The organism is Halomonas sp. RT37, from assembly GCF_040070525.1.
Taxonomy (GTDB): Bacteria; Pseudomonadota; Gammaproteobacteria; order Pseudomonadales; family Halomonadaceae; genus Halomonas; species Halomonas litopenaei.
This window is the reverse complement of the sequence record NZ_CP098827.1, coordinates 2,175,994-2,194,279: the sequence shown is the minus strand read 5'-3', so window position 1 is coordinate 2,194,279 and position 18,286 is coordinate 2,175,994. Positions and strand designations below refer to the sequence as shown.

Here is an 18,286-nt window from a genome sequence, read left to right as displayed (position 1 = left end):
GTAAACTGCGCTGTCTCACCGATTTTTGCCTTGTCTAACCTTCGCTCGTCGACTTTTCGGACAGCGCCTAGCCTGAAACCCTTCCCCACATGGCGGTTCCCGACACCACGACACAGGGTGATTCCCCTGCTCTGATCCTTTGCTCTCCCCCCTCAACCCAGCCGAATTGACCGCGTGGCGCCGCTTCCGGCATGATCGTGGCTGCTAGATCACTCCAACCTCTCAACAAAAACAAGGCGCTAGGCGGCTACCATCGTAAAGTGACGGCCCGCCGAGAAGACGCCATTTTCGCTGAACACCACCAAGGAACCCCCATGACACGCCACATCGCGCCCCGCCCCCTTGCCCTGACCACCCTGGCCGCCGGCATCGCTCTGTCCACTGCGCTTGCCACGTCCGCCGCCCAGGCCAACGACTTCGCCGACATGGACCCGGTCAAGCTGCGCCTGGCCCACGTGGTCAACGAGCAGGACGGCTTCCATATCGCCGCTACCAAGTTCGAGGAACTGGTCGAAGCCCGCACCGACGGCAAGGTCGACGTCGAGATCTTCCCCAACGCCACCCTGGGTGATGAGCGCACCCTGCTCGAGGGCATGCAGATCGGCACCGTCGACATGGGCGTGATCACCAACGGCCCGGTGGCCAACTTCGTCGAGCCCATGGCGGTGTTCGAACTGCCGTTCCTGTTCGCCTCGCCCGAGGAGGCCTACTCGGTACTCGACGGCCCCATCGGCCAGGAACTGCTCGACAGGCTGGCCGACGTCAACCTCAAGGGCCTGGCCTACGCCGAGCGCGGTTTCCGCAACCTGACCAACTCCGAGCGCCCGGTGGCAAGCCCCGAGGACATCGACGGCCTGCGCATCCGGGTCATGGAAAACCCGGTCTACGTCGACACCTTCCGCGAACTCGGCGCCAATGCCGTGCCGATGGCCTGGACCGAGGCGCTGACCGCCATGCAGCAGGGCACCATCGATGGCCAGGAAAACCCGATCAACGTGATCCACTCGTTCAAGCTCAACGAGACCCAGGACTACATGACGCTGTCGCGCCACACCTACGCCCCGGCGATCTTCGTCATGGGTATGCCGTCCTGGCAGAAGCTGCCCGAGGCCGCCCAGGAGGTCGTCGAGGCCGCCGCCCAGGAAGCCGCCGAGTACGAGCGTGAGCAGAACGCCGCCATGGCCGAACAGCAGCTTGCCGAACTCAAGGAAGCCGGCATGCAGATCGAGGAGTCTCCCGACATCGCCGCCTTCCAGGACGCCGTCGCTCCGGTCTACGAGACCTACGGCGAGCAGTTCGGCGACTACCTGCCGCGCATCCAGGAAGCGCTGAAGGCCGGGGAGTCCAAGTAAGTGCTGTCCCTGCTCGAACGCCTTGAGCGGGGACTCGACGCCGTGACACGCCCGGTGGTGTTCGCCGCCATGGCGGCGTTGATCGGCGTCATCTCCCTGCAGATCATCTCCCGGGTGGCCTTCACCGCGGTGGGCTGGACCGAAGAGGTCGCACGCTTTCTGCTGGTCTGGATCACCTTCCTGGCCGCCACCCTGGCCTACCGCGCCGGCCGTCATATCGCCGTGACCTTCGTGGTCGACACCCTGCCCGGCCTCGGCGGACGAATCGCCAGGATCATCGCCCACCTGGTGGTGCTGGCCTTTCTGCTGGCGCTGATCGTCATCGGCTGGAACTACATGCAGTTGCAGAGTTTCCAGAAGTCGGCGTCACTGCGCCTGTCGATGACATGGATCTACGCGGTGATGCCGCTGGCGGGCGCCTTGATGGCCTTCACCACCCTGGTGGCGATCGTGCGAGAGCTCACCGGCCAGACGCCGGCGAGCCCGCAGGAGGTGACGTGATGCTGTTGCTGTTCATCTCCTTCGTGGTGCTGATGCTGATCGGCGTGCCCATCGCCTTCACCATCGGCGCCAGCACCCTGGCGACGCTGGTAGTCCAGGGCACACCGCTCGCGGTAGTGCCCCAGCAGATGTTCCAGGGCATCAACACCTTCGCCCTGGTCGCGGTGCCGATGTTTATCCTCACCGGCGACCTCATGGCCCAGGGCGCGGTCAGCCGCAAGCTGGTCGACTTCGCCGACAGCCTGTTCGGCTTTCTCAAGGGCGGGCTTTCGCTGGTGTCGGTACTGGCCGGGATGTTCTTTGCCGCCATCTCCGGCTCCGGTGCGGCCACCACCGCTGCGGTGGGCTCGAGCCTGGTGCCGGAACTCAAGCGCAAGGGCTATGACCCGGCCTCCGCCGCCAGCCTGATCGCCGCCAGCGGCACCATCGGCGTGGTGATCCCACCCTCGGTGCCGATGATCATCTACGCGGTCATCGCCCAGGAGTCGGTGTCGGACCTGTTTCTGGCGGGCTTTCTGCCGGGGCTGGCCATGGGTCTTGGCCTCGGTGCCATCGCCCTGGTCCAGGCCCACCGCCGCCAGTACCCCCACGGCAGCCCGCTGTCGCTGGCGACCATCTGGCGGACCCTGCGTGCAGCAAGCTGGGGGCTGATGACGCCGGTCATCATCCTCGGCGGGATCTTCTCGGGGGTCTTCACCCCCAGCGAGGCGGCGGTGGTGGCGGTGGTCTACGCCCTGCTGGTGTCGCTGTTCGTCTATCGCGACCTGACCTATCGGGACGTCTACGCCGTGATGATCCGCTCGGCGATCACCACCTCGGTGATCATGCTGGTGATCGCCACCTCGGCGGTGCTGAGCTGGACTTTGTCCAGCGCCCAGGTGCCGGCCCAGATCGCCCAGTCGGTGCTGTCGCTGTCCACCGATCCCTACGTCATCCTGCTGCTGGTGGTGGCGGTGATCCTGCTGACCGGGGTGTTCATCGAGACCGCCAGCGCCCTGATCATCCTGACCCCAGTATTGCTGCCGCTGGTGACCCAGCTCGGCATCGACCCGGTGCACTTTGGCCTGATCATCGTGGTGGGGCTGGCGATCGGCATGATCACCCCGCCGGTGGCGATCAACCTGTACGTGGCCTCTTCGGTGACCCAGCTGCCGCTCGAGCGTATCACCCGTGCCATCCTGCCCTACCTGCTGGGGCTGATCGGCGTGCTTTTGCTGGTGGTCTACGTGCCCCTGTGGCTCTCCTCCTGACGCCGGAGGCTATCGTCCTGACGCTGGAGGCGAAAAAGCCTATTTAGCGCCAACCAGCGAGCCGCGGATGCTGTCACCAGGATCCGCGGTTTTTTCTTTGCTGCCACAGCGCCATACTGGCGATGGACCGCTTCATCGGCGACTCCTTTGCAGCTTCACCGTACCCTGACATCCGGAGCCTTCATGTCCCTTCGCCTGCCTGTCGTTGCCCGCCCCGGCCTTCGCGCCTTCCTGCACCAAGCAAGGATCGGCCTGCCGAGCCGCGCCATGATCGCCGCCATGATCGCCGCCCTGCTGCTGGCAAGCCTCGCCGGCTGCACCACCTACACCTACGATGACGGACACAAGGAGACGGTCTGGGGCGTTCCCCCGGTGGATGAGCACAAGACCGAACAGGAGCGCCAGAACGAAGGCGTCAAGTATCGTGAACCGGGCGTTATCCCGGAAGAATGATCGCCCGATTTGCTCCCTCATTTCACCGGTGGTACAGGCCTCGCCAGGACCTGCTGATGCTTAGGTGCTGCCGCCCTTCACCAGGGTGAATCCCAGATCCCGGATCGGCCGTTCCGGGGTCTTGCCGGACAGACGCTCGAGCAGCAGTTCCGCCGCCTGGGTGCCCATCTCGCTACGGGCCACCGCCAGGGTGGTCAGCTTCGGCGTCAGGTGCTCCGCCAGCGGCAACCCCAGATAGCCACCGACCGCCAGCTCCTCGGGAATCCTGATGCCCTGGCGGCTGGCCGCCAGCAGCACGCCGCTGGCGACGATATCGTTGGAGCAGTGAATGGCGTCAGGTCGCGGTGTCATTGCCATCACATCCTCCAGCGCCCGCACCCCGACCTCGTAGGACGCCGGCTCGTGGTACTCCAGCACCCCGCCACAGGCCGCACCCGCCTCCTCCAGCGCCCGCTGGTGGCCCTCCAGGCGTTGAGCCGCCCGGTAGTCATGGCCCAGGTGAGAGCCGACGAAGGCGATACGCCGATAGCCCTGCTCAAGCAGATGGGACGCCATAGCGTGACCCAGGGCGACGCCGTCCACCCCCACGTTCATGTCGATGGGGTCGTCGCCCACTTCCATGATCTCTACCACCGGGCGTCCCCAGTCCCTGAGTCGCGAGATCACTCGGGGCCGGTGGCGCAGACCGGTCAGGATCACCCCGGACGGCGAGTAGCCGAGCACCGTATCGACCAGACTGGCCTCGCGGTCCAGATCCCAGTCGGTGGTGGCCAGCAGCATCTGGTACCCCGCCGCCTCCAGTCGTTTCTGGATGGCATCGATGACCTCGATAAAGGTCAGGATCGCCAGCGACGGCACGATCACCGGGATCACCCGGGTACCAGCCGCGGCAAGCCCCCCGGCGATCAGGTTGGGCACATAGCCAAGCGCCTCCACCGCCGCGTCGACACGCTGCTTGACCTCGGCGGAGACTCGCCCCGGCGTATTCAGCGCCCGCGATACGGTGATCGGCGCGACCCCCGCCTGCCGGGCCACGTCGGCCAGGGTCACTCGGCCCTTGCCCCGGTGGCGCTTGCGTGAGCGAATTTCCTGGCTGTCCATTGGCGTCCTTCCTCGAAGATTCCTTTGGCCACAGTGTAACCCAAGACCAAAGTATGGGTAGCGCTACCATCTTAATGGTAGCGCTACCCATGCAATGTCGGCTACCTTTCGACTACGCCTCGACGCAATAGCGTCGTCGGACGATACGCCCCGAGGAGACAACGACAATGAACGCACGCAGCCTCACCCCCCTTGCCCTGGTCACCGCCATCTCGCTCGGCGCCGCTGGCACCGCCGCCGCCGAAGACCTGGCCATCGCCATCCACACCGACCCGTCCCACGCCATGTTCAAGATCGGCGAGCGCCTCAAGGACACCATCGAGAGCGAGTCCGATGGCGAGCTGACGGTGACCCTGCTTGGCACCGAGGTCGGTGGCGAGCGCGACCACCTGGAAGGCGCCAGCTATGGCGAGTACGCCATCGCCCTCGGTGGCTCCATGCCGATGACCCTGTATGCCCCCGAGTTTGCCGCCGCCGACCTGCCCTTCGTTTACGACTCCAGTGACCAGGCGCGCAAGATCTACGAAGGCGAGATCGGCGAGGCGCTGAATCAGAGCCTGATCGCCAAGGGCAACATGCGCCTGGTGGGCCTGTCGGCGCGCAACCCCCGCAACCTGACGGCCAAGACCCCGGTCGAGACCCCGGAGGACGTCAGCGAGGTGCGCATGCGCGTGCCGGAGATCGCGCCCTGGGTCGCGGTATGGGGCGAGATCGGCGCACTGCCGAGCCCGATCGCCTGGCCGGAGGTCTACACCTCGCTGCAGACCGGCGTCATCGACATGCAGGAAAACCCGGTGGACAACATCTACGCCGGCAAGCTGTTCGAGGTGCAGGACTATGTCAGCCGCACCGAGCACGTCTACTCGTTCTTCCACTGGCTGATGAACGAAGACGTCTATCAGGAACTGTCCGACGAACACCGTGACATCGTCCTGTCCGCCATCGACGACGCCACCACCTGGGGCGATCAACTGGTCAGCGATGGTCAGGCGGAGCTGTTTGAAAAACTCAAGGAAGAAGGCATGGAGGTGGTCGAGCCCGATGTCGCCGCCTTCCGTCAGGCCGCACGCCCCGCGGTGGAAGAGATCGCCCAGGACTACGACCCGGCCGTTCGTGACTATGTGCTGTCACTGATCCAGTAAGTCCGAGGCGGCGCGAGCCTTTGAGGCCTTGGCGCCTCGAGGGTTTGCACAGCATCTGACCGTCCCACGGGGCCTCGCCGACCGAGGCCCCCTCCCTTGAGTCAAGTCCCCGCCACCCGGCGGGGGCAACGGAGTGTCCGATGACCTCATCTCCTACCCTGTCCCGGGCACTGGGTGCTTTCTGGTGGTTGTTGACCACCGTGGTAGTCGGTGCCTTCGGCCTGATGCTGCTGGTCATGGCCATTCAGGTAATCGCACGCTATGCCCTCGGCGTCGCGGTGCCCTGGACCGACGAGGTTTCCCGCTATCTGTTCCTGGCGGAGATCTTTCTCGGTTCGGTGCTGGCGCTGCGCTACCAGGAACACATCCGCATCACCGTCGTCACCGACCTGCTGCCAGCGGGCGCCCAGCGCTGGGCGGCGGTCGCCGCCGACGCCATCAGCATCCTGGTGCTTCTGATGATCATGGGGGGCGCCTTCAACATGATGGAGCGCACCGCCGGCATCTTCGCCAGCACCTTCGACATGAGCTTTTCCTACCTGTACCTGATGCAGCTGGTCGCTGCCGGCCTGATGGCACTGCTGCTGGTGGAGGACCTCGTCGTTCGTCTGCGCGGCAAGCCTTCCACCTTGCCTGACGAACCCAAGGAGTAAGACACCATGGAAATCTTTGCCATCATGTTCGTCGGCCTGATCGTGCTGCTGATGCTGGGGGTGCCGGTCGCCTTTGCGATGATCGCCTCATCGGCGGCGGTGCTGGCCTACACCCGTGGCTTCGCCGAGATCCCGCTGGAGATGATCGCCCAGCGCACCCTGTACGGCGTCAACAGCTTCACCCTGCTGGCGATTCCCGCCTTTCTGCTGATCGGCCGGCTGATGAACTCCGCCGGCATCTCTGATCGGGTGTTCGACGTGGCGCGCTGCGCCGTGGGTCACCTCAAGGGCGGGCTCGGCCACGTCAACGTGCTGGCGAGCATGCTGTTTGCCGGCATGTCGGGCTCAGCGGTGGCCGATGCTGGCGGGCTTGGCGCGGTGGAGATAAAGGCCATGGAAGACGATGGCTTTCCCACCGACTTCAGCGCCGCGGTCACCGCCAGTTCCGCCACCATCGGGCCGATTATCCCGCCCAGCATTCCGGCGGTCATCTATGGCGCCCTGGCCAACGCCTCCATCGCCGCGATCTTTCTCGGCTCCATCCTGCCGGGCCTGTTCATGGGTGCCGGCCTGATGGTGATGGTGGCGGTGATCTCCCATCGTCGTGGCTACCCGACCCGGGCCCGCGCCACCATGGCCGAATTCACCCGTGCACTGTCGCGGGGTCTGCTGCCCATGCTGACGCCAGTGATCATCCTGGTCGGCATCCTGTCGGGGCTTTTCACCCCCACCGAGGCCTCGGTGGTGGCGCTGCTCTACTGCATGATCATCTCGTTCTGCGTCTATCGCTCGATCACCCTGCGCGAGTTCGTCCAGATCCTGCGTGACACCGCCATCGACACCTCGGTGCTGCTGCTGATCATCGCCGGCAGCGCGCTCTATAGCTGGATCCTGGCGCGTTATCAGGTCACCGCCCTGGTCGCCGACTTCCTGCTCGCTACCGTCAGCGATCCGATGCTGCTGCTTCTGCTGCTGAGCCTGTTCATCCTGCTGATCGGGCTGTTCATCGATTCCGTGCCGGCGCTGTTTCTGCTGACGCCGCTGCTGGTGCCGGTGGTGGTGCAGTACGGCATCGATCCGGTGCACTTCGGCGTGCTGATGATCTTCAACCTGATGATCGGGCTGATCACGCCACCGGTGGGCACGGTGCTGTTCGCCATCCAGAAGATCACCGACCTGCCCTTCAACACCCTGGTGCGGGCCACCCTGCCGTTCTACATCCCGCTGGTGGCGGTGCTGATCGTGATCACGCTGTTTCCGTCCATCGTGATGTTCCTCCCCAACCTCTTGCTCAAATGACGCCGCGACCGGGCAAGGCTCCAGGTCCTTGCCCGGCGGGCTTATCTCAATAGGAGTCATGCCATGGCTGTACTGATCACCGGTGGCCTCGGCCACGTCGGTTCCTGGGTCGCCACCCTGCTTGCCCGCCAGGGCAAGAAGGTCATCATCTGCGATATGGCCGCCCCCCACGTCGACCGCATGGGGCTCGACTATCTCGAGGAAGTGCGTGACAACGTCCACTTCGAAGCGGTCGACGTGCTCGACACCCACACCCTGTTCGAGACCTTTCTGCGCTATCGCGACGAGCTGGAAGGGGTCATCCACGGCGTCTCGGTGATCGCCGGGCCAAGCTTCCAGACCCGCCCGTTCAAGCACCTGTCGATCAACGCCATGGGCACCCTGAACGTCTACGAGACCTGCCGCCTGCTGGGCATCGACAAGGTGGTCAACATGAGCTCCGGCGCGGTCTACGGCGACGCCGCCGGCCCCCAGGTCGAGACCATGCCCTACAAGGCCACCGACCTTTACGGCGCCACCAAGATTTCCGGCGAGCTCTACGGCGACCAGTACACGGCGACCTACGGCATGGATATCCGTCAGGCCCGACTGTTCTTCGTGTATGGCCCCGGCAAGCGCCCGTCCCACATGCACGCGGTCTACCAGGCGATGTTCGGGCCACTCGAAGGGCTACGCGATGTGCACCCTGACAACGGACGCGACCAGACCACCGACTGGACCCACGTCGAGGACACCGCGAGGGGCATCCTGGCGCTGTTCGATGCCGACAGCGTGCCTCACCGCCACTACAACATTTCCTGCGGGGTGCCGATCGCCCACCAGGACATCGTCGACAGCGTCACCGAACTGCTCGGCCACGACAGCGGCATGCGTCTGGGGCCTGGCCCCTTCGTGGTGCGTGGCAGCCCCCTGGACATCACCCGCGCGCGCACGGATCTGGGCTTCGAGCCGCAATTTACCGATATCCGCGAGGGGCTCGAGGACTACCATCGCTGGCTCAAGAAGAACGCCTGAAACGACACGGCCGGCCTGTCAAAGGCCGGCCGCTCGCAGACGGGTCGATCCGCTTCCGCCATCACTGCCGACGGAACACCAGCGCCAGATTGTTGGCCGGCAGCTCGTGGACGGCCTCCCGGCTCAGGCCGTGCTCGGCGGCAACCTCGGTTACCTGCTCCAGGTCCCGCACGCCCCAGCGCGGGTCACGGCGCCTCAAGTCGGCGTCGAAGGCCGCATTGGACGGCGCGGTATGCTCACCACCACGTCGGTAAGGGCCGTACAGCAACAGCACGCCACCCGGCTCGAGGTGGGCCTGGGCCTTTGCCATCAGCGCAGGCGTCACTTCCCACGGCGAGATATGGATCAGATTGATCGCCACCAGGGCGTCAAAGGTGTCATCCGGCCAGGGTTCCAGCACGTCGCGGCGCACCGGCGCCAGCAGATTGCCGCCCCCTTGCGTCGCTTGCTCCGGCTCTCGCCCAGATGACCCTGCCCGTTGCGCTTCGCTTTCGCCTTGCCTGTCACCCTCCGCTGCCCCTTGCCTATCTTCTGCTGCTGCAAGCGCGCGCCAGGCAGCGATGGACGCCAGCGCCGCCTCGGAAACGTCACTCGGCTGCCATCGCCAGCCCGGCTGGCACTGCGTCATATAGAGTCCGTGCTCACCACTGCCGCTGGCGAGCTCCAGTACGCGGGCATGGCGTCCCAGGCACTGGCGCAGCACCGCGTGGATGGGCTCGCGATTGCGAAGCGCCGCTGGACTGGAGAGTCTCGCGTCGGACATGGGAAAACCTCACGGTAAACAAGGGGAGTAACAAGAGCGGCAATGGCCAAACGGATATAACGGAAGCATGGTAACGTCTGGCATCAACGGCTTGCGCAACGATGCCAAGCGATGATCGTCCCGGTACACTAGCAAAAGATACCCTTCATCTTCACCAAGGACGGCCCATGGCTCGACCCGCGCCTCGCTACCTCGAGATTCAACAGCACATCCTGGCCAAGATCCAGCGGGGGGAATGGCCCACCGACCATCGCATTCCGGGTGAGGAGCAGCTGGCGCTCGACTTCAACGTCAGTCGCATGACCGCCAACAAGGCCATCCGCGAACTGGTTCAGCGCGGCTACCTTACCCGCCAGCCGGGCGCGGGAACCTTCGTCACCGAACGCAAGGCGGAATCCTCGCTGATGGAGGTCCACAATATCGCCGAAGAGGTCCGCGGCCGCGGCCATCACTACCGTGCCAGAGTACAGCGTGCCGAAGCGATCGACGCCAGTGAGGACATCGCGTTGCAGCTGGGGGTCAAGCGAGGCAGCAAGGTCTTCCATACCCGCATCGTTCACCACGAAAATGACGAGCCCATCCAGCTCGAGATGCGCTACGTCAATCCCCGCCACGTGCCCGATTATCTGGACGCCGACTTCACGCTCACCACGCCCCATCAGGTGCTGATCCAAACCTGGCCGATCACCGATATCGAACACGTGGTCGAGGCCGTTTCGGCAGACATACAACAGGCCGCGGAGCTGGCCATCTCCACCTCCCTCCCTTGCCTGCAGTTGCGGCGGCGCACCTGGTCAAATGACCTGCTCATCAGTTACGCCGTGCTGATCCACCCAGGAGATCGCTACAAGTTGCGCTCGGCGTGGAAGGACTGAGGGACGGACACAGCCTCCACCAACGCACGAGGGCCGGACAGTGATTGTCCGGCCCTCGTACTTACGGCGACAGCGATCGACAAGGTTACTGCAGCAGCATGGCCGCCGGGATCGCCATCACCAGGGTGAGTGCCACCCGCACCGCCCACACCACCAGCATCTGCCAGATGGTGATGGGAATCCGGGTGGCCAGCACGCAGGGAATGGACGCCGAAAAGAACAGGATGGACGACACCGACACCACGCCGGCGGCAAAGCGCGCCACGAAGTCGATTCCCGCGTCGCCACCGAGCAGCAGCGCCGGCAGGAACATCTCGGCCAGGCCCGCTGCGCTGGCCTGGGCCAGTTCCTGGGCATTGTCGATGCCGAAGATCGCCACCACCGGATAGAACAGCCAGCCCAGCCACTCGAACACCGGCGTGTACTTGGCCACCAGCAGCCCCAGCAGCCCCACCGACATGATCGACGGCAGGATGCTGATCGCCATCACCAGCCCTTCGGTCAGATTCTTGCGTACGCTGGATCCCAGCCGCGGCGCCTGCTCGGCCACCTTGATACCGGTGCGCCACGCCAGCGCCAGGCGATCCCCCTTCCGCGCTTCAGGTTCGCCGTCGGTCGCGGTGTTGTCCATGCCTGACAGCGGCCACAACCGCGCGGTCACCGCCGAGACAACGAAAGTGATCACCAGGGTGATCCAGAAGTAGGCGTTCCAGTAGTCCATCAGCCCCAGGGTCTTGGCGACGATGATCATGAACGGCGCGGAGACGGTAGAGAAACCGGTGGCAATGATGGCCGCTTCTCGGGCCGAGTACTGGCCACCGGCGTAGGCACGGCTGGTGATCAACAGTCCGATCGAGTAGCTGCCGACAAAGGAGGCCACCGCGTCGATGGCGCTTCGACCCGGGGTACGCCACAGCGGGCGCATGACGGGCTGAACCAGGATGCCGATCAGCTCCAGTAGCCCATAGCTCAGCAGCAGCGCCAGGAAGATGGCACCGATCGGCACGATCAGCCCCACCGGAATCACCAGCTTGTCGTAGAGAAAGGGCAGCATGTCCGGCTGATGCAGCAGTGCCGGACCGGCGGTGGTCATGGTCAACAGCGCCGCCACCACCCCCAGAAGCTTGAGCACGGTGAAGATCTTGTCGGTGAGACTGCGTCGCCAGTCTCCCTTGATCAACGGATAGGCCGCGCCGGCGATGATCAGCGCCAGGGCGTAGAACCTCGCCCAGTCACCGAGCCCGGTCCGTGCCGCGGTCACCAGATGATCCAGCGGAATCGTGGTTCGACCTTCCCAGGCAACCGGAACAAAGAAGATGAAGATGCCAATGGCGCTGGGCACCAACAGCTTGAACAACAGCAGGCCGAGGGGTGGCTGGCCTACCGAGGAACCAGGAGTCGTCGCCATGAAGGGAACCTCGTCGAAGTGTGAACCAACTCGTAAGTGTCATCTTGTTTGTATATACATTTCAACCGCTATAGTGGCAAAGCACTCCCCCACAGCGCCTTTAGACGATGGTCTAATATGCCACAAGCTTCTCCTCAGATTCGTTCGTTAAACGGCGTTATCACGCTCCACCACACCTCTTTCCTGCACCGTCGCAGACAGGCCGCCGGTCAGGGCATCGGACGAACCGGCAAGGGCTCCAGAACCACACTTTCCTGTATATACATGATGCTGTCGAGCGATCCCGTTGGGCACCCGACGTCTCCCGCGCGTGCTCGAAACGCTCTCAGGTCCCTGGACGATTCGGGGTTCAGAAAAGCCGGTAACGATCCCGTGGCCAAGACGGGGTGCACTCGGCCTAGCCGACCTGCGCTCCCCCGGTGCGATGCTTCACAGAGGACAGGCCTGGTGCACCCGCGACCCTGTATATACGTTTACCGAAGCAATCCGTCGAGATTTCACGCCTATCCGCGCACTACGACCATGGTCTACTGATGCGTCACGGCCTGGAACCAAGCCCAAAAAACGCCTGCAAGCCGCTGTTTCAACAACCATCCATCAGGCCAGACCCGAGGTTCGGGCGATGCATCACTGGCGACTCGGCGGCTTGACGAAACGGCTTGAAGGCATTATTTGTATATACATTACCCGACACGGAGCATCCCCATGTCCGAGCAATCCAAGCGCCTGCTGTGGCGCGATCTGGCGATCTTCGACGGACTGACCACCCTGCCCGAGCGTCACTGGGTAGCGGTCGAGGATGGACGGATCTGCGCCCTGGGCACCATGCAGACCCTTGACCCGAGTCAACATCGCGACGCCGTCGACATGGGGCAAGGCGGCGTCATGACACCGGGCCTGATCGACTGCCATACCCACCTGGTCTTCGGCGGGCAGCGCAGCGACGAATTCGAGCTGCGCCTGCAAGGCGCCTCCTACGAAGAGATCGCGCGTCGCGGTGGCGGCATCCTGGGCACCGTCACGGCGACCCGGGAAGCCGACGAATCGGTCCTGTTCGACGCCGCTGCAAAGCGCCTCACGTCGATGATCGAGGACGGCGTGACCAGCGTCGAAATCAAGTCCGGTTACGGCCTGACCCTGGCCGACGAACTGAAGATGCTGCGGGTGGCGCGACGTCTCGGCGAGCAACTGCCCGTTCGCGTCACTACCACCCTGCTGGCCGCCCATGCCCTGCCACCGGAGTATGCAGGCGACGCCGATGGCTACATCGAGCTGGTGTGCAACCAGATCCTGCCGGCGGCCCACGCCGAGGGCCTGGTCGATGCGGTCGACGTGTTCTGCGAGCGCATCGCCTTCTCGAGCGAACAGTCCCGACGCGTGTTCGAGGCGGCCAGGGCGCTTGACCTGCCGGTCAAGGCCCACGCCGAGCAGCTTTCGCTGTCCGGTGGCGCGGCCCTGGTGGCCCAGTTCCGAGGGTTATCCGCCGACCATATCGAGTACCTGGACGACGACGGCATCGCGGCGATGGCCGATGCCGCGACCGTCGGCGTCCTGCTGCCCGGTGCCTTCTACACCCTGCGCGAAACGCAGCACCCACCGATCGACGCCATGCGTCGTGCCGGCGTCGCCATGGCGGTGGCCTCGGACGCCAATCCGGGCACCTCGCCCATCGTGCTGCCGACCCTGATGCTGAACATGGCCTGCACCCTGCTGCGCCTGACGCCCCAGGAGGCACTGGCCGGCATGACCCGCCACGCCGCCCAGGCCATCGGCCAGCCAGACCTTGGACGCATCGCTGTCGGCGCTTCCGCCGACCTGTGCGTCTGGAACATCGATAGCCCGGCCGAACTGGCCTATGCCGTCCAGCCGGGACGGCTCAAGCATCGCCTGCTGGAGGGCGTATTGACCCATGGATGAGCAGCTATCTTCCCCCTGGTCATCCATGACCCCGGCGGCTGACCCAGACACCATGCCGTCCAGCCGGGACGGCTCAAGCATCGCCTGCTGGAGGGCGTATTGACCCATGGATGAGCAGCTCGCTTCCCCCTCGTCTCCCATCGCGCCGCTGACCGAAGCGGACATGGGCATCTGGCAGGGGCGTACCGACCCCGAGCCCAACAGCGAGCGCTGGCACCAGCGCATCGCCGCCTACCGTTCCGGCGCCGAGCCTGGCGTCGTGGTGACGGGCTTTGCCAGTGATGCCGGTGTCGCCCGCAACAAGGGGCGGGTGGGCGCCGCCGATGGCCCCGCCGCCATTCGCCGTGCCCTCGCCCCCATGGCCTGGCACCGCGACGCCCCGGCCTACGATGCCGGCGACGTGCACTGCGTCGGCAATGGCCTCGAGGATGCCCAGGAGGCGCTGGGCGCGCGGGTGACCGAGATCCTCGACCAGGGCCACCAGCCGGTGGTGCTGGGCGGCGGTCACGAAGTCGCCTACGCCAGCTGGCGCGGCCTCTCCGAGCATCTGGACAAGGGCCACCGCAGGCCCACCGTGGCGATCATCAACCTGGACGCCCACTTCGACCTGCGCGACCCCAGCGAACAGACGTCTTCCGGCACGCCCTTCGCCCAGATCGCCGCCGACTGCGCCCGGCGTCGCTGGCCGTTCCGCTACGCCTGCCTCGGAGTCAGCCAGGCGGCCAACACCCGTGCCCTGTTTCACACCGCCAAGCGGCTCAAGTCGCTGGTGGTCGAGGATCGCGAGTTTCGCGATAGCCGCATCGCGTACATCAAGCGCGACGTGCAGCGTCTGGTAGCCGACTGCGATCACGTCTACCTGACCATCGACATGGATGTCTTCCCTGCAAGCGATGCCCCTGGCGTCAGCGCTCCCGCCTCGCGGGGCGTGATTCTGACCCACTTCGAGCCGATCCTCGAGTTCCTGCGTCGCTCGCGCAAGCTCCGCCTGATCGACATCGCCGAAGTCAACCCGGCGTATGACATCGACCAACGCACGGCGCGTCTCGCCGCCCGCCTGGTCCATCAACTGACCCGGTCCAACGCCTGACCGAGCCTTTTATTCCCTTTCACTACAGGTACCGACATGAACCAGATCACGCCCTCGCTGAACGACCGTCACGATCCTTCACGCAAGATCGCCGCCCCCACCGGCACCGAGCTGTCGTGCAAGAGCTGGCTGACCGAAGCCGCCCTGCGCATGCTGATGAACAACCTCCACCCTGACGTCGCCGAGCGTCCCGAGGATCTGGTGGTGTACGGTGGCATCGGTCGCGCTGCCCGCACCTGGGAATGCTTCGACAAGATCGTCGAGGTGCTCAAGCGCCTGGAGGACGACCAGACCCTGCTGATCCAGTCCGGCAAGCCGGTGGCGGTGATCCCGACCCACAAGGACGCGCCGCGGGTACTGATCGCCAACTCCAACCTGGTGCCGGCCTGGGCCAACTGGGAGCACTTCAACGAGCTCGACAAGAAAGGACTGATGATGTACGGCCAGATGACCGCCGGGTCCTGGATCTACATCGGCTCCCAGGGCATCGTCCAGGGCACCTACGAGACCTTCGTCGAGGCAGGCCGTCAGCACTTCAACGGCGACCTCAAGGGCCGCTGGGTACTGACCGCCGGCCTCGGCGGCATGGGCGGCGCCCAGCCGCTGGCGGCGACCCTGGCCGGTGCCTGCTCGCTGAACATCGAGTGCCAGCAGTCGAGCATCGACTTCCGTCTGCGTACCCGTTATCTGGACGAGCAGGCCAACGACCTGGACGACGCGCTCGAGCGTCTTGCCCGCTACACCAGTGAAGGCAAGGCCATCTCCATCGGTCTTTGCGCCAACGCCGCCGACGTCCTGCCGGAACTGGTCAAGCGCGGCGTCAAGCCGGACATGGTCACCGACCAGACCAGCGCCCATGACCCGCTGCACGGCTACCTGCCCTCTGGCTGGACCTGGGACGAGTACGTGGCCCGCGCCAAGAGCGAGCCTGACGCAGTGGTCAAGGCCGCCAAGGCGTCCATGGCGGTGCATGTGCGTGCGATGCTCGAGTTCCAGAAGATGGGCGTGCCCACCTTCGACTACGGCAACAACATCCGCCAGATGGCCCAGGAAGAAGGCGTCGAGAATGCCTTCGACTTCCCCGGCTTCGTCCCGGCCTACATTCGTCCGCTGTTCTGCCAGGGCATCGGCCCGTTCCGCTGGGTGGCGCTGTCCGGCGATCCGGAGGACATCTACAAGACCGACGCCAAGGTCAAGGAGCTGATCCCCGACGACGAGCACCTGCACCACTGGCTCGACATGGCCAAGGAGCGCATCAGCTTCCAGGGTCTGCCGGCGCGTATCTGCTGGGTCGGTCTGAAGGATCGCGCGCGCCTCGGCCGCGCCTTCAACGAGATGGTCAAGAACGGCGAACTCAAGGCGCCCATCGTCATCGGCCGTGACCACCTCGACTCCGGTTCCGTGGCCAGCCCCAACCGCGAGACCGAGTCCATGCTGGACGGCAGCGACGCCGTGTCCGACTGGCCGCTGCTCAACGCCCTGGCCAACACCGCAGGCGGCGCTACCTGGGTCTCGCTGCACCACGGCGGGGGTGTCGGCATGGGCTTCTCCCAGCACGCCGGTGTGGTCATCGTCGCCGACGGTACCGACGAGGCCGATGCCCGCCTGGCCCGCGTCCTGCGCAACGACCCGGCAAGCGGCGTGATGCGCCATGCCGACGCCGGCTACGACATCGCCAGCCAGTGTGCCCGCGACAACGGCCTCGACCTGCCGATGCTCAAGGACTGATGCCGTCCCGGGCGCGGCCAGCCGCTGGCGCGCCCGACCCTGGCATCGAGGCGCCTTGTCCCTTAGCGCGCCTCCTGCCCGGGAGCGCCATGTAAAAAGCGCAGACGCCTGCACAAAGGCCGCCCCTCGGGGCGGCCTTTATCGTGTACGACCGTGATTCACTTCGATGCCACTTGAAACGTGCGCCGACGCCCCTGAAGCGGCCGGCGACGGGTCAGGCACAGCACTGCTTGAACTTGCGCGCACTGCCACAGGGACAGGGATCGTTGCGTCCCGGCTTGAGTCGAGACACCCTGGCCTCGCCATCCAGATAGACCCAGCGTCCCTGGTGGCGCACAAAGCGCGAGCGCTCTTCCAGCACGCCCCAGCGCTGCCGCCCCGGCGTGCCCTCGGCAAAGGTCGCACGAAACTGCACCCAGCCCTGGTCGCCTGTTTCACCGCTATCGAGTATCTCGAGACGCTTCCAGCGGGTATCGTCGTCATCGCCCAGTTGCGCCGGGCAACTGTCCGGGTGCCAGCTATGGCGAAGGTAGTCCTCGAGCCCGAGGGCGAAGGCCGCAAAGCGCGAGCGCATCAGCGCCTCAGGCGAACCTGCGTTCTCGCCCTGGTGCAGCAGACCGCAGCAGTGCTCGAGGACCAGACCACTGCCGCAGGGGCAGCGGGTGGATGACGTTGTAGTCAAGGTACGGCTCTCCTCTTATCTACCTTGCGCTTTGCCACAGCGCGGGCCTTGTACGAACACCCGACGTGGGTGGCAACGCTTTAAACAGACTGCCGACCTGTACCGGCCTCACGCAAATACCGACCAGCCTGTGGCCTTGGAAAGCCCTTCCAGGGCGGCGGTGCCCTTGAGCGAATTGCCGTAGCGATCCAGGCCCGGCGACCACACCGCGATCGAGGCCACGTTGGGTACCACCGCCATGATCCCGCCCCCGACACCGCTCTTGCCCGGGAAGCCGACCCGATAGGCGAAGTCCCCCGAGCCATCGTAGTGGCCGCAGGTCATCATCAACGCATTGATCGCCCGTACCCGCTCGAGCCCGATCATGCGCTGGCCCTCGAAGCCACCACACAGAAAGCGTGTGGCCCTGGCGAGCTGGGCGGTGGACATCTCGATGGCGCAGTGATGGAAGTAGGTGCCCAGCACCCGGTCACAGTCGTTGGTCAGGTTGCCGCAGGAACGCAGGAAGTAGGCCAGGGAGAAGTTGCGATCCCCGGTGGCATGCTCGGAGCGCGCCACCTGCTCGTTGATGTGGATGTCCTCGTCGCCGGAGGCCTCGCGCAGAAAGCGCAGAATCTCGCCGAGGGTGTCGCGTGGCGCATTGCACCCGAGCACCGCGTCGGTGGTGACAATCGCCCCGGCGTTGATGAAGGGATTGCGGGGAATGCCGTCTTCCACCTCCAGCTGGACGATGGAGTTGAAGGCCCGGCCCGATGGCTCGCGCCCGACCCGCTGCCACAGGCCATCGCCGTGGCGCCCCAGCGCCAGCGCCAGGGTGAAGACCTTCGACACGCTCTGGATCGAAAAGGCCTTGGCGGCGTCGCCGGCATGAAACTCCTGTCCATCCACGGTGCACACACTGATGGCGAACTGGCGGGGATCAACACAGGCAAGTTCGGGGATATAGCTTGCCACCTGGCCCCACTCGCCAGCCTGACGAGCCTCGCGATCCAGCCTCTCGACCAGCGCCTGCAGTTGTTCCGGCGTAAGGGTCTTTCCCATGAGCGTGATTCTTCCAG

The 18,286-nt window shown here is 65.2% G+C and carries 17 protein-coding genes; 12 read left to right on the top strand and 5 right to left on the bottom strand.

Annotated elements, in window-relative coordinates; all coding sequences use genetic code 11:
- The first annotated feature begins 314 nt into the window (after window positions 1-314).
- From NFG58_RS09290 to NFG58_RS09275, 4 genes are all read left to right on the top strand, one after another.
- Window positions 315-1,352, top strand: coding sequence for a TRAP transporter substrate-binding protein (locus NFG58_RS09290; protein WP_213229009.1), 1,038 nt, complete (start codon window positions 315-317; stop codon window positions 1,350-1,352).
- Window positions 1,353-1,853, top strand: coding sequence for a TRAP transporter small permease (locus tag NFG58_RS09285; RefSeq protein WP_315900841.1), 501 nt, complete (start codon window positions 1,353-1,355; stop codon window positions 1,851-1,853). It abuts the gene before it with no gap.
- Entirely contained in the window at window positions 1,850-3,103 is a 1,254-nt protein-coding gene (locus NFG58_RS09280) for a TRAP transporter large permease (RefSeq protein ID WP_108133744.1), read from the top strand. Before NFG58_RS09285 ends, NFG58_RS09280 begins: the two co-directional genes overlap by 4 nt.
- Window positions 3,104-3,286: 183 nt before the next feature.
- A complete protein-coding gene (locus NFG58_RS09275; RefSeq protein ID WP_315900842.1) occupies window positions 3,287-3,556 on the top strand; it encodes a hypothetical protein in 270 nt (89 codons plus the stop codon).
- A gap of 60 nt (window positions 3,557-3,616) precedes the next feature.
- Here NFG58_RS09275 and NFG58_RS09270 read toward each other — a convergent pair whose 3' ends face one another.
- Window positions 3,617-4,657 (bottom strand): LacI family DNA-binding transcriptional regulator, encoded by a 1,041-nt coding sequence (locus NFG58_RS09270; RefSeq protein WP_108447857.1) that lies wholly within the window; start codon window positions 4,655-4,657, stop codon window positions 3,617-3,619.
- Window positions 4,658-4,824: 167 nt separating this feature from the next.
- Between NFG58_RS09270 and NFG58_RS09265 the strand changes: the two genes are divergently transcribed.
- From NFG58_RS09265 to NFG58_RS09250, 4 genes are all read left to right on the top strand, one after another.
- The gene (locus NFG58_RS09265) at window positions 4,825-5,799 is read left to right on the top strand and encodes a TRAP transporter substrate-binding protein (protein WP_222516863.1); all 975 of its coding nucleotides are present in this window, start codon (window positions 4,825-4,827) and stop codon (window positions 5,797-5,799) included.
- Window positions 5,800-5,939: 140 nt separating this feature from the next.
- Window positions 5,940-6,452: a TRAP transporter small permease gene (locus NFG58_RS09260; RefSeq protein ID WP_045994307.1), complete on the top strand. Its 513-nt coding sequence runs from the start codon at window positions 5,940-5,942 to the stop codon at window positions 6,450-6,452.
- A gap of 6 nt (window positions 6,453-6,458) precedes the next feature.
- Window positions 6,459-7,751: a TRAP transporter large permease gene (locus tag NFG58_RS09255; RefSeq protein WP_045994308.1), complete on the top strand. Its 1,293-nt coding sequence runs from the start codon at window positions 6,459-6,461 to the stop codon at window positions 7,749-7,751.
- 63 nt (window positions 7,752-7,814) lie between these two features.
- Complete coding sequence (locus NFG58_RS09250; protein ID WP_348828036.1) at window positions 7,815-8,765, top strand: NAD(P)-dependent oxidoreductase; 951 nt, start codon at window positions 7,815-7,817, stop codon at window positions 8,763-8,765.
- Between the two features lie 61 nt (window positions 8,766-8,826).
- Here NFG58_RS09250 and NFG58_RS09245 read toward each other — a convergent pair whose 3' ends face one another.
- Complete coding sequence (locus NFG58_RS09245; RefSeq protein WP_348828035.1) at window positions 8,827-9,528, bottom strand: DUF938 domain-containing protein; 702 nt, start codon at window positions 9,526-9,528, stop codon at window positions 8,827-8,829.
- A 167-nt stretch (window positions 9,529-9,695) separates the two neighbouring features.
- On the opposite strand from NFG58_RS09245, the gene hutC reads away from it, so the two are divergent.
- On the top strand, window positions 9,696-10,403 hold the full coding sequence (gene hutC / locus NFG58_RS09240; RefSeq protein WP_348828034.1) for a histidine utilization repressor: 708 nt from the start codon (window positions 9,696-9,698) through the stop codon (window positions 10,401-10,403).
- 85 nt (window positions 10,404-10,488) lie between these two features.
- On the opposite strand, the gene NFG58_RS09235 is transcribed toward hutC, so the two are convergent.
- Complete coding sequence (locus NFG58_RS09235; protein ID WP_348828032.1) at window positions 10,489-11,811, bottom strand: YjiH family protein; 1,323 nt, start codon at window positions 11,809-11,811, stop codon at window positions 10,489-10,491.
- 705 nt (window positions 11,812-12,516) lie between these two features.
- Between NFG58_RS09235 and hutI the strand changes: the two genes are divergently transcribed.
- From hutI to hutU, 3 genes are all read left to right on the top strand, one after another.
- The gene (gene hutI / locus NFG58_RS09230; RefSeq protein ID WP_348828031.1) at window positions 12,517-13,728 is read left to right on the top strand and encodes an imidazolonepropionase; all 1,212 of its coding nucleotides are present in this window, start codon (window positions 12,517-12,519) and stop codon (window positions 13,726-13,728) included.
- A 106-nt stretch (window positions 13,729-13,834) separates the two neighbouring features.
- Window positions 13,835-14,818 carry a formimidoylglutamase gene (hutG, locus tag NFG58_RS09225; RefSeq protein ID WP_287164515.1) on the top strand — a complete coding sequence of 328 codons (984 nt, stop codon included), beginning with the start codon at window positions 13,835-13,837 and terminating at the stop codon, window positions 14,816-14,818.
- A 36-nt stretch (window positions 14,819-14,854) separates the two neighbouring features.
- Entirely contained in the window at window positions 14,855-16,546 is a 1,692-nt protein-coding gene (hutU, locus tag NFG58_RS09220) for a urocanate hydratase (RefSeq protein WP_213228994.1), read from the top strand.
- Window positions 16,547-16,760: 214 nt separating this feature from the next.
- Here hutU and NFG58_RS09215 read toward each other — a convergent pair whose 3' ends face one another.
- Together NFG58_RS09215 and NFG58_RS09210 are read right to left on the bottom strand one after the other, a co-directional pair.
- Complete coding sequence (locus NFG58_RS09215) at window positions 16,761-17,228, bottom strand: YchJ family protein (protein ID WP_348828030.1); 468 nt, start codon at window positions 17,226-17,228, stop codon at window positions 16,761-16,763.
- 108 nt (window positions 17,229-17,336) lie between these two features.
- Window positions 17,337-18,269, bottom strand: coding sequence for a glutaminase (locus NFG58_RS09210; RefSeq protein WP_204248984.1), 933 nt, complete (start codon window positions 18,267-18,269; stop codon window positions 17,337-17,339).
- Window positions 18,270-18,286: the final 17 nt, after the last annotated feature.

Coding starts and splice junctions, on each gene's coding strand:
- NFG58_RS09255 (WP_045994308.1), top strand. CDS start 6,459: ATGGAAATCTTTGCCATCATGTTCGTCGGCCTGATCGTGCTGCTGATG.
- NFG58_RS09250 (WP_348828036.1), top strand. CDS start 7,815: ATGGCTGTACTGATCACCGGTGGCCTCGGCCACGTCGGTTCCTGGGTC.
- hutU (WP_213228994.1), top strand. CDS start 14,855: ATGAACCAGATCACGCCCTCGCTGAACGACCGTCACGATCCTTCACGC.
- NFG58_RS09210 (WP_204248984.1), bottom strand. CDS start 18,269: ATGGGAAAGACCCTTACGCCGGAACAACTGCAGGCGCTGGTCGAGAGG.
- NFG58_RS09245 (WP_348828035.1), bottom strand. CDS start 9,528: ATGTCCGACGCGAGACTCTCCAGTCCAGCGGCGCTTCGCAATCGCGAG.
- hutG (WP_287164515.1), top strand. CDS start 13,835: ATGGATGAGCAGCTCGCTTCCCCCTCGTCTCCCATCGCGCCGCTGACC.
- hutI (WP_348828031.1), top strand. CDS start 12,517: ATGTCCGAGCAATCCAAGCGCCTGCTGTGGCGCGATCTGGCGATCTTC.
- NFG58_RS09270 (WP_108447857.1), bottom strand. CDS start 4,657: ATGGACAGCCAGGAAATTCGCTCACGCAAGCGCCACCGGGGCAAGGGC.
- NFG58_RS09265 (WP_222516863.1), top strand. CDS start 4,825: ATGAACGCACGCAGCCTCACCCCCCTTGCCCTGGTCACCGCCATCTCG.
- hutC (WP_348828034.1), top strand. CDS start 9,696: ATGGCTCGACCCGCGCCTCGCTACCTCGAGATTCAACAGCACATCCTG.
- NFG58_RS09290 (WP_213229009.1), top strand. CDS start 315: ATGACACGCCACATCGCGCCCCGCCCCCTTGCCCTGACCACCCTGGCC.
- NFG58_RS09275 (WP_315900842.1), top strand. CDS start 3,287: ATGTCCCTTCGCCTGCCTGTCGTTGCCCGCCCCGGCCTTCGCGCCTTC.
- NFG58_RS09260 (WP_045994307.1), top strand. CDS start 5,940: ATGACCTCATCTCCTACCCTGTCCCGGGCACTGGGTGCTTTCTGGTGG.
- NFG58_RS09235 (WP_348828032.1), bottom strand. CDS start 11,811: ATGGCGACGACTCCTGGTTCCTCGGTAGGCCAGCCACCCCTCGGCCTG.